Raw genomic sequence first — 9404 nt, forward strand, 5'->3', positions numbered from 1 at the left:
TCACTCGCTCTGGTCCGAAGCAACTCCCCCTTCTTACACTGGTGTTAGGGGGGAGATGCCTTGCACAGACGGTTGCACGGGCGCGGGGCGCTGTTCGACGTGGAGCCGGCCGGGCTCGTACCGAGAATCGTCGGGCTACGGCCGTACCAGCACCGTGCCCATCCCCTCGAACACCCGGGCGAGCTGCCGTTCGTGGTGCTGACCGGGGCCCGGGGGCTCGGCAAGAGCGCGGTGCTCCGGGAGTTACGGGACGCCTACCAGGGGCACACTCCGGTCGCACTCGTCGACTGTGCGGACGCGCAGTTCACGGCGGCGCCCGCGGAGCGTCCCGCCGAGTCCTGGTCGCCGGTCGCACAGGCCCTGCTGGTCGTCGCCGAACAGCTCGCGGAACCGGTGACGGGAGCCGGGCGGATCACCTTCCCGCGCCTCATGTCCGGCCTGGTCGCGGTGGCCGCCGGGGGCTGGGGCGACGCCGACTCGGAGCGGATCCGGCGCGAGGTGGAGCGGATCCTGCTGCTGAACGAGAGCGGCTCCTGGATCAGCGGGTTCGCGGGGCGGTGGGCCGGGAAGGTGGCCGCGAAGGTGGTCGCCGCCGCCACCGGCACCGGGCCGCTGGTCTCCGGCGCCATCGAGGCCACCCTGGAGTCGGTCGCCGAGGGCTTCGCCAGCCGCCGGCACCAGAAGGCGTCCGTCTGGTACCGCACGTATCCCAACGCGGGCGGCCACGCGCAGCGCGGGCTGATCCTGCTGTCCGGGCACTTCCGGGCCGGCGGCACCTCCCGGGAGCACGCCGAGCGCTATCTCGTACGCGCCCTGCTCGCCGACCTGACGGAGGCGTACGCGGGCGTGCTGCCCCGGATGCAGCGGCTCGGCCGCCCGCTGGTGCTGATCGACAACGCCGGGACCGGGCCGGGTCCGGGCCTGCTGGACGCCGTGCTGCGCGACCGCGCCGACGGGGTCGCCGACCAGGTGGCGTTCGTCGCCGGGCTGCGCGGCGACGGCCGGGAGCTGCTGCGCAACGGCGTACGACGGGAGCTGGCCGAGGTCGCCCGGCGCACCGACTGGGCACCGGACGCGGCCGTACCGTCCTCGCGGGCGCTGCTGGTGGCGTTACCGCCGCTCTCCCCCGACGACACCCTGCACCTCGTCGCCACCCCGGCCGCACCCCAACTCCCGCACGCCGTACACCGGTTGACCGGCGGCAATCCGCTGGGCATCGCCGTGCTCGCGGAGGCGGCGGCCCAGCACCCGGACCGGGCCGGCGCGCTGGGCGACCTGCTCACCGCCGAGGTGCGCCTCACGGAGGACGGACCGGCCGCCCCGGTCTACCGCGAGCTCCTCGACCGGCTGGTCCCCGGGGACCGGCTCGACGAACTGACCGTGCTCGCCGCCGCCCACGACCACGACTCGGCGTGCGCCCTGGCCGCCGCGCTGCTCCCGGACGACTTCGGTCCGGCGGACGTACGGGCGTTGCAGAGCCGGCTGGCCGAGGAGGGGCTGCCGGTGGTGCCGGGGCAGTTCGTCGGCGACCCCTTCGTGCGGACCCTGCTGCTGCTCCGGCTGCATCTGCGGGACCCCGACCACGGCGGCTGGCGCACCGCCCACGAGACGCTGGTCGCCTTCTACACGGACGACCACCCGGACGAGCGGGCCCGCTTCCGGTTCCACCACCAACTGGCCCTGGGCCGGACCGAGTCGGCGGTCGCCCACCTCCGCGACACCTTCCCGGTCCTGGACACCCGCGCCTGGCTGGGAACCCTGCGGTTCGTCGCCTCGGCGCCCTACTTCCACGCCCATGACGCCGAGGGCCGCGACTTCGCCGGGCGCGGCGACCGGCGGGCGGCGGTGGCGCTGGGCCGCACGGACGCCGCACAGCAGGTGCCGGACGGCGTGGATCCCGTACTGCACCTGCGCATCCGGCGGCTGCTGCACGCGGTGTGGCACCTGACCGATCCGCTGGTGCTGCCCGACCCGAAGGTCGGCGACCGGCTCCGCTTCGAGCTGGAGCAGCTGTCCAACCTGCGGCCGGCCGGCAACGCGCTGCTGTGGCGGGCCTCCCGGGACTGGCCCACGGCCGCGCTGGCGGGCCGCCCGCCCGCCGGCCCGGAGGACGACGAGGGCGACGACGAGCGGAGCGGGGTGGCGTGATGGCGCGGCGGGGCGTGGGCACGTGGTTGCGCGAAGGCGTCTGGGAGATCCCGCTGCGCCGGTATCTCGCCCTGCTGGTCACGGCGGGGCTGATCGCCGGCCTGGTCGTCGGGGTCCGGCTGGCGCTCCACGACGACCGGTCCTGCGCGCCGGGGGTGGCCCGGCCCGAGGACAGCGACGAGTGCGTGGGCGTGGCGACCACGGCGTTCGACTTCGGGCATCCGCAGCTGAGGGACACCGTGCGGGCGATCGCCCGCGAGAACGCCCGGCTGAAGGCCGGGAGTTATGTGACGGTGGCGGTGATGCTGCCGTACACCGCGACGACGGCGGCGAACCTCGCCGACATCCATCACGAGCTCCAGGGCGCCTACCTGGCCCAGTACCAGGCCAACCACGACTCCAACGGGGAGTCCCCGGCGATCCGGCTGGTACTGGCCAACCCCGGCGCGACCAGCCAGTACTGGCGGACGATGGTCGCGCAGCTGGCGCGGATGACCGGCGGCACGGACCGGCTGCGGGCGGTGGCCGGGGTCGGGCAGAGCACCGACAACAACAAGAAGGCCGTCAAGGAACTGACCCGGCTGGGGATCCCGGTGGTGGGCTCGTCGATCACCGCCGACGACCTCGCCAACGGACAGGGCGGCAAGGACCCCTACCCCGGCCTGGCGCGGGTGTCCCCGACCAACACCGACGAGGCCCGGGCGCTCGCCTCCTTCGCCAAGGTCGGCGGGGGCCGCGCGCTGCTGGTGTACGACAGGCCGGGCGACCCGTACACGCGGACCCTCCAGACCTCGTTCGCCGCGCTGACCAAGGACTCGCCGTACGAACCCCAGCCGTTCACACCGCCGGCCGACCGCAGCAGGGAGGGGACGACCGCGAACACCTTCCGGCAGATCACCAACCTGGTCTGCGACACCTCGCGGTCCACCGACACGATCCTGTTCGCCGGCCGGCACACGCAGCTGCGGCAGTTCATCAACGCGCTGGGCGGACGGGGCTGCCAGGACCGGAAGTTCACGGTGCTGACGGGCGACGAGGGGTCGTACCTCACCGGCGAGAAGAACCTGGACCGGGACGCCCTCCGGCACAATCTGTCGGTCCGCTACACCGCCCTCGCCCATCCGGACGCGTGGCTGAAGAACAGCCCGAGGACCGGGGGTTCGGCCGCGGAGGCGGAGACGCTGACGCGGCTGCTGACGAGTGCGGAGAAGTCGCCGGTGGGGCCGATCGGGCCGGTGGCGCTGCAGGACGGGCAGCTGATCATCGCGTACGACGCGATGCGGCTCGCGGTGCACGGCATCCGCGAGGCGGTGCCGGCGGGCAGGTCGGTGCCGACGCTGGCCGACGTGGGGTTGCAATGGCCTCAGGTGAAGGGGTCGTTGCGGGTGGACGGGGCCAGTGGGTGGATCTGCCTCGACGTGCACGGGAACCCGTACGACAAGGCGGTGCCGATCGTGGAGCTGCGGCCGGAGGGCGGGTCGAGGTTCGTGACCATCGCCTGGCCGGAGGGGAAGCCGCCCGCCAAGGAGTGCCTGCCGCCGTCCTAGCCACGACCGGAAGGAAATCCAGTGGACCAGCAGCGCGAGAACCTGATCAACGTGTTCGTCAGCGAGGGCCTCTCGAGATCCGGCGCCGAGGAGATGGCCGGGACCCTGACGGGAGCCGCGACGGACACGGCGTGCGAACTGCTCCCCGGAGCCGAGCGGGGCGAGGCCTGGCGGTGGGCCTTCATGTCCGCCGTCACCCTGCCGCCCACCCTGGGTGCCCTGGCGGAACAGAAAGCCCTGCCCCCCGCTGACGCCACCCTGACCGCCCGGCTGCTCCTCGGGGTGGGTCACGGTCTGCAGATGCGCGGCCAGGACCTGCCCCCGCTGCCGGCCGCCCCGACACCGTCGCCCGCCCTGCGCACCCTGCGGTCACAGGCGGAGACGTTCGTGACGGCCGAGCTCTCCCGGCACTTCGGGGCGCACCTGGCCATCCAGGCCAGACTCACCCACGTCGTGGGCGAGAACATCGTCCAGCCCCGGGACGACGAGGCCGGGGGCTGGACCCTCCTCGCCGCACTCGAAGCCGTGGACCGGCACGCCGGCAACGCCTTCCTCCGCTTCGCCGAGGGCGACAGCCGCAGCGCGTACCAGCTGGGCCGCGCGCTCCTGTACGGCATCGCGCTCCAGCTGACCGCCGCCTCATCCTCCTCAGCCGCGCCCGCTCCCCGCCCGACCGGCATCCGCCGTCTCTTCGGCCGCCGCTGACCGTGCCGTCCGGACGCCCGCGCGCCGCGGCGGTCAGGTGCCGCCGCGGCGCGTGGTGCGGATGCCTCACGAGGCGTAGACGAACGTCTCGCTCTTCGCGTGGGAGACGTCGGACAGCGCCCCCGCGATGACCTTGAGCATGGCGACCGCCTGGAGGAGGTCGCCTTCGGTCACCTTGGTGGTGTCCAGGGCGTTGAACGGGATGCGGATCGGTACGGTGAGCGTCGCGCTCGCAGGCGTCGCGGGCTGGTCGTACATCTGGGTCTGGACCTGGAGGAACTGGGTCTGGTTGCCGACCGACGCCCGGACCTGGATGCGGCTGCTGACCGCGTTGATCGACGCCCCCACTTCGATGTCCGCGACGACGTCGAAGTCGTCGGTGACACCGAGGACGTCCACTGTGAAGGACGTACCCTTCCTGACCACCGAAAGCGCCTTGATCCTCGCGTTGTAGTCCTCAGGCATGCCGGTTCTCCTTCGCCGTTGAAGTCGACTGCCCTCACCGTAGGTTCACCGGTCCCCGGGTCGCCCCGGGGAAATCCCCAGGGTTGCCGGTACGAATCCGGTACGCCACACCGCGTACGCCGTCCGGGTCGGATGGGGGAGGTTGCGAACCTCGGCAGCCCGAATCGCCCGTGGTACCCCACTGCCCGTCACCCGCCCCGCACCCGGGGCGCGCCCGTCCTACCCTGGGCCATGCTTTTCGGACGGCACACGGAGACCGAACGGATCGGCCGACTGGTAGCGGACGCCCGCCAGGGCAGAAGCCGTGTCCTGGTGCTGCGGGGCGAGGCCGGAATCGGGAAGACCGCGCTGCTGCGCCACGGTGCCGACGCGGCCCGGGAACAGGGCATGCGGGTGCTCTGGCTGCGCGGCTGGGCGCCGGAGAAACACCTCGCCTTCGCCGGTCTCTCCCAGCTCGTCCGCTCCGACGCCCGGCTCATCGACCGGCTCCCGGCAGCCCAGGCCCAGGCACTGCGCGGAGCCGTCGCCCTGGGGCCCACGCGACCCGGCGCCGACCGCTTCGGGGTCTGCGCCGCGACCCTGAGCCTGCTCGCCGAACTCGCCGGGGAGCGACCGCTGCTGGTCGCCGTGGACGACGTGCACGACCTGGACCCCGCCTCCGCCGAGGCCCTGGCCTTCGCGGCCCGCCGGCTGCTGGCCGAGGACCTCGGCATGCTGGTCGCGGCCCGGCCGGATCCGGCGGTCGACTCGCTGACCGTCGCGCTCCCCGTGCTGGAGGTGGCCGCGCTGGCGGAGACGGCCGTCGGCGAGCTGGTCGCCGACCGGACCGGGGTGCGACCGCACCAGGACGTACGGCACCGGCTCGCGCTGGACAGTGCCGGCAACCCGAGGGCGCTGATCGAGCTGGTGAACGGGCTCACCGGCCCGCAGCTGAGCGGGCGTCGGCCGCTGCCCCGCTCGCTGCCGGCGAGGATCACCGCGGCAGCCGGGGACGCCCTCCCGGGCGGACGCGACGCACCCGTCCTGGACCTCCTCGTGGGGGCCGACACCCTGGTCGGCGGGGCCGGACCGCGCGCGGAGACGGCCGCCGGGCCCGGCCGCGTCGAGTTCTTCGGCCGCGTCGAGTTGTTCACCGGGCATCCCGCCCTGGCCCGCCGGTTCGTGTTCCAGGCCGCCGAGGAACTCTGCGACACCCACCCGCGGCGCAGCTCCGAGCTGTTCGCGGACGCCGCCATGGCGTCGCTGCTGTCCGGTGACCCCGCCGCGGCCTTCGCCGCGGCGGCGCGGGCGGAGGAACTGTTCGACGGGGCCCGGCTGCCCGGGGCACCGGTGACCGGACTGATCCGGGGCATCACCCTGCTGCACCTGGGGGAAGGCTCCGGGCATCTGCTGGGCCGGCGGACCGTCAGGACGTTGCTGGAGCGGCTGCGGGCCGCCGGAGCCCTCGGCATGCTGCCCTTCGCGCTGTACGTCTCCGCGTACGCGGACGTGTTCACGGGGCGTACGGAGACGGCACGTGCGACGGCGGCCGAAGCCGTCGAACTGGCCGCGTTCTCGGGCAACGAGTTCTGGCAGTACCTGTCCCTGTCCGCCCTGGCGCACGTCGAGGCGGTTCGCGGCAGGGCCGAGCTCTGCCGGGAGCACGGGCAGCGGGCGCTGGCACTGAAGCGCGCCGGCACCGACTATCCACGTGACGCGAGTGAGGCCCTGGGACTGCTGGAACTGAGCATCGGCGACTACCCGGAGGCCCTCCGCCGATTCCGCGAGGGAGCGACGTCCACGTCCGTGGCCGATCCCGACCGTCTGCTCGACGGCGACTTCGACGCCATGGAGGCACGGATACGCAGCGGACTGCCGCTGCCGGAGGGGGCACGGGTGTCCCTGGCCCAGCACGCCGGGCAGGGGCGGCTTCCGCTGCGCGCCGCGATCGCCCTCAGACTGCGCGGCCTGACCGCCGGAAAAGGGGCGGAGGACTGCTTCGAGCAGGCCCTGGCACTCCATGCCGAGGTGCCCTGCCCGCTGGAGACCGCCCGGACCCGGCTCGTCTACGGGGAGCGGTTGCGCCGGGCCGGGCAGCGGGCGAGGGCACGGGAGCAGTTACGGAGCGCGCTGGACGGGTTCGAGCGGCTGGGCGCCGCGGTCTGGGCGGAGCGCTGCCACCGGGAGCTGACGGCGACCGGGGAGACCGTACGGGCACGGTCGGAGCCGCCCGGAGCCGGGGAGCTGACGCCGCAGGAGTTCCAGGTCGCCCAGTCGGTCGTCCGGGGAGCCACCAACAAGCAGGCCGCCTCGGCGCTGTTCCTCAGCCCGAAGACGGTGGAGTTCCACCTCGGCAACGTCTACCGCAAGCTGGGCGTCCGCAACCGCACGGAACTCTCCCACCGCTACCCCGGACTGCGTGAATGACCTGCTCCCGGCTCCGGTCACCGCCGGGAGGCGCCCCTACGAACCACCGATATCGATCAAACGCTCGAATCTGGTCCGCCAGCGCTGTTCCGTGTCCACCTCGCCCTTGAACTCGTGCGTGAAGCGCAGGGCGCTGCCCGACTCCCCGTCGCGCTCCAGGTGGAAGCGGATCCGGCCGCCGTTGTCCACCGTGTACTCGGCGACCCGGTCCACGTCCCACGCCGTGACCCGGCCCGTACCCAGGTCACGCAGGGTGACCGTGCCTCCCAGGCGGGGTTGCAGGACGTCGGCGGGGGTGAACCAGGCGGCCAGACCGTCCGGGGTCGTCAGGCTGGGCCAGACCTGGTGCGGCGACCGCGGAAGCCGCACCAGGAAGTGGAGGATGTGCGTTCTCCCGTGGGTCTGACTGGTGGCCTGTTCGACGGAACCGGTCATGACACCAGCCTGACCCCGGCCCCCGGGATCCGCACCCCTAGGGTCGCTAGGGTCGCTCCCCCGCCTTGTCGACCACGGCCCGCGTCAGGATCGCCGTGCCGCCCAGCGACGTCCCGTGCAGGTCGTACACCCGCTCCCCCAGGAACGCGAGCGTCTTCTCGTCGAAGATCAACTGGGCCTTCTCCTGGCCGGTGGTGCGGGTGATCGCGACCCCCTCCCGGCCGGTCAGGTCCTTGACGTCGTGGACCACGTCGACGCCCGGGATCGTGGCGGCCGCCCGGTAGAGCGCGGCGCTCACCTCCGGCGGCATCAGGGACTCCTGGATCAGATCGGCGAAGAGCGTGAACGCCGCGGCGTCGCGGTCCGGGCGTTCGTCGTCGACCTCGTCGGCACTGACCCGGTACAGCCAGTCGCGCATCGCCTCGGTGCCGGTCGGCAGCTCGGCCAGGTCCCGGTAGTAGGTGGACCGCTCCCCCGCCTTCTTCCCCCTCGTGGCGAGCGGGACATGCTCGTTGTCCGGCCTGTCCTCCTCCAGCAGGCCTCCCCGGGTGCCGTCCACCGACACCCAGATCTCCCGGTCGTGAACGGGCTGGACCTTCGCGGGCCCGCCGTTCTCGAAGACCGCGAAGGCGGCCCGGCTCTTGATGTACACGAACTGGTCGTCGCGGATGCCGGCCGGCGCCTTCTCGTGCTCGGCGGCGAGCGCGATGTCGCCGAGGAGGGCCACGGCCTCCTTGGACGCGTGCGGCTCCGCCGCGCCCCCGGACGGTACGGCCACGGTGACGGCGATCGCGGCGACGGCCGCCACGGCCGCACCGACCAGCGCGGGCCGCAGCCAGCCACGGGACAGCCGGCGTTCTTCCCGTCGGATCTCGGTCATCAGATGCTCCTTGAGGAGTCGGTGACGGCCCGGCGGAAGGTCCTGCTCGGACATCGGGTTCATCGGGTTCATCGGTGTCCCTCCTTCAGGGGCCCGACCGCGGTGGTGCGGTCACCTCTCATCTGTCCGGGGATACGAGGGGGTTCCAGATGTTTCGCGAGTTTTGTTCGGGCGCGGGAGAGGCGGGAGCGGACCGTGCCCACGGGCACACCGAGGGCCTCGGCCGCTGCCGCGTAGTCCAGGCCCGACCACACGCACAGTGCCAGGACCTCCCGCTCGGGCCGCCGCAGCCGCGCCAGCGCCGCGCGGACCAGGGCGAGTTGAGCCGCGTCGTCCAGCCGCCCCGCGACCTCGTCGGCGAAGTCCCGCACCGGCTCCCCGCGGGGCAGCCGGGACATGGCGGCCGCGTGTCTGCGGGCGGCCCGGCGCTGGTTCCGGACGACGTTGGTGGCGATGCCGAGCAGCCAGGGGCGTGGCGAGCCGCCGTCCTCGTCGAGGCTCGCGCGCAGCCGCCACGCCTCCAGGAACGTCAGCGAGACGACCTCCTCGGCGGTGGTCCGGTCGCCGGTCAGCCGGTAGGCGTGGTTGTAGACGGAGCGGGCGTACGCGTCGAAGAGGCCGCCGAAGGCGTCGTGGTCCCCGGCGCGGATGCGTCTTCGCAGATGTGTGTCCACGTCCTCCCACCTGTCCGTACGGCAAGGGCCGGGTGCCCGTGGCAGGGGGAACGGGCCCGGCGCCAGGGCGGACCCGGTGTTAAAGCCCCCCGAGGGGGTAGTGGGGGGGTCGAAGAAGTTTTAGGGCGTGTAGGTTTAAAGGCC

Annotated in this window: 8 protein-coding genes; 4 read left to right on the forward strand and 4 right to left on the reverse strand. The window is 73.2% G+C overall.

What is annotated here, in order from left to right:
• Nucleotides 1–60 precede the first annotated feature (60 nt).
• Genes ACFWXC_RS25105 through ACFWXC_RS25115 form a run of 3 tightly spaced genes read left to right on the forward strand, consistent with a single transcriptional unit; the run spans nucleotide 61 to nucleotide 4400 of the window.
• A complete protein-coding gene (locus ACFWXC_RS25105) occupies nucleotides 61–2148 on the forward strand; it encodes a hypothetical protein (RefSeq protein ID WP_384482113.1) in 2088 nt (695 codons plus the stop codon).
• Nucleotides 2148–3695: a hypothetical protein gene (locus tag ACFWXC_RS25110; protein ID WP_384482115.1), complete on the forward strand. Its 1548-nt coding sequence runs from the start codon at nucleotides 2148–2150 to the stop codon at nucleotides 3693–3695. Before ACFWXC_RS25105 ends, ACFWXC_RS25110 begins: the two co-directional genes overlap by 1 nt.
• Before the next feature lie 21 nt (nucleotides 3696–3716).
• Nucleotides 3717–4400 carry a hypothetical protein gene (locus ACFWXC_RS25115; protein ID WP_384482117.1) on the forward strand — a complete coding sequence of 228 codons (684 nt, stop codon included), beginning with the start codon at nucleotides 3717–3719 and terminating at the stop codon, nucleotides 4398–4400.
• A 66-nt stretch (nucleotides 4401–4466) separates the two neighbouring features.
• Here the strand turns inward: ACFWXC_RS25115 and ACFWXC_RS25120 are convergent, their stop codons facing one another.
• Entirely contained in the window at nucleotides 4467–4865 is a 399-nt protein-coding gene (locus ACFWXC_RS25120; protein WP_384482118.1) for a hypothetical protein, read from the reverse strand.
• Between the two features lie 231 nt (nucleotides 4866–5096).
• Here ACFWXC_RS25120 and ACFWXC_RS25125 point away from each other — a divergent pair, with 231 nt between their 5' ends.
• Nucleotides 5097–7271 carry an AAA family ATPase gene (locus tag ACFWXC_RS25125; protein WP_384482120.1) on the forward strand — a complete coding sequence of 725 codons (2175 nt, stop codon included), beginning with the start codon at nucleotides 5097–5099 and terminating at the stop codon, nucleotides 7269–7271.
• Nucleotides 7272–7307: 36 nt separating this feature from the next.
• Here the strand turns inward: ACFWXC_RS25125 and ACFWXC_RS25130 are convergent, their stop codons facing one another.
• From ACFWXC_RS25130 to ACFWXC_RS25140, 3 genes are read right to left on the reverse strand one after another with little or no spacing between them, the layout of a single operon-like run.
• A complete protein-coding gene (locus ACFWXC_RS25130; RefSeq protein ID WP_384482122.1) occupies nucleotides 7308–7706 on the reverse strand; it encodes an SRPBCC domain-containing protein in 399 nt (132 codons plus the stop codon).
• 46 nt (nucleotides 7707–7752) lie between these two features.
• The gene (locus ACFWXC_RS25135) at nucleotides 7753–8658 is read right to left on the reverse strand and encodes a CU044_5270 family protein (RefSeq protein ID WP_384482124.1); all 906 of its coding nucleotides are present in this window, start codon (nucleotides 8656–8658) and stop codon (nucleotides 7753–7755) included.
• Complete coding sequence (locus ACFWXC_RS25140) at nucleotides 8655–9260, reverse strand: RNA polymerase sigma factor (RefSeq protein WP_384482126.1); 606 nt, start codon at nucleotides 9258–9260, stop codon at nucleotides 8655–8657. The genes ACFWXC_RS25135 and ACFWXC_RS25140 overlap by 4 nt, the downstream gene beginning before the upstream one ends.
• Nucleotides 9261–9404 lie beyond the last annotated feature (144 nt).

The sequence above is a fragment of the Streptomyces sp. NPDC058683 genome (assembly GCF_042716195.1).
Lineage (GTDB): Bacteria > Actinomycetota > Actinomycetes > Streptomycetales > Streptomycetaceae > Streptomyces.

What these genes read in the sequence shown, in the direction of transcription:
- ACFWXC_RS25110 (WP_384482115.1), top strand. Translation starts at nt 2,148, where the DNA reads ATGGCGCGGCGGGGCGTGGGCACGTGGTTGCGCGAAGGCGTCTGGGAG.
- ACFWXC_RS25120 (WP_384482118.1), bottom strand. Translation starts at nt 4,865, where the DNA reads ATGCCTGAGGACTACAACGCGAGGATCAAGGCGCTTTCGGTGGTCAGG.
- ACFWXC_RS25125 (WP_384482120.1), top strand. Translation starts at nt 5,097, where the DNA reads ATGCTTTTCGGACGGCACACGGAGACCGAACGGATCGGCCGACTGGTA.
- ACFWXC_RS25130 (WP_384482122.1), bottom strand. Translation starts at nt 7,706, where the DNA reads ATGACCGGTTCCGTCGAACAGGCCACCAGTCAGACCCACGGGAGAACG.
- ACFWXC_RS25135 (WP_384482124.1), bottom strand. Translation starts at nt 8,658, where the DNA reads ATGAACCCGATGAACCCGATGTCCGAGCAGGACCTTCCGCCGGGCCGT.